The organism is Psychrobacter sp. 1U2 (assembly GCF_051847575.1).
This window is the reverse complement of sequence record NZ_JBPYDC010001419.1, coordinates 1-605: the sequence shown is the minus strand read 5'-3', so window position 1 is coordinate 605 and position 605 is coordinate 1. Positions and strand designations below refer to the sequence as shown.

The following is a 605-nucleotide window of genomic DNA, read 5'->3' as shown; positions in this document are numbered from 1 at the left end:
ATAAGACTATATAGCACCACTTGCGGGCTGTTGTATCCAAGTAGTATTAATGCTGCAGCACCAGCGACAAACATAATGGTTAATACTGGCTTTAGATGAAATTTATCAGCCAGCACACCGCCACCAATAGCACCGATCATCCCGCCAATATTAAGTGCAAATAAGAACAGCATACTAGCACCTAGCGAGTAACCTGCTTGAATCATCAGCTTCGGCAACCAGCTGGCAAGAGCATATACCATTAATAAGCACATAAAGAAGGCCACCCAAAACATAATGGTAGTAAAGCCACGATTCTTTAGAAATAGCGCTTTGATAGGAGCGTCATCACCTTTGGTTGGTTCATCTAAGATTAAGTTGGTCGAAGCCGTGATGGTCTCTTGTGGTGCAAGTTTGCGGACGATTTTTTTGGCTTCATCATGTCTTTTTTCTTTGACCAAATACATTAAGGACTCAGGAAGCATTTTCCAGATAATTGGCAATAGCAGGGTAGGTATTCCTGCAATATAAAACATAATCTCCCAACCGTAATCTACCACCAAAAACGAGCCTAATAATGCTGATGCCATTCCGCCTATCGCGTAACCACTAAACATAATAGCGAC

At 42.0% G+C, this 605-nt stretch carries 1 protein-coding gene; it reads right to left on the bottom strand.

Features of this window, described 5'->3' with window-relative positions; translation table 11 throughout:
- Positions 1–605, bottom strand: a 605-nt coding sequence (locus ACS8FD_RS22420; protein WP_439277484.1) for an MFS transporter, incomplete at both ends; no start/stop codon positions are given.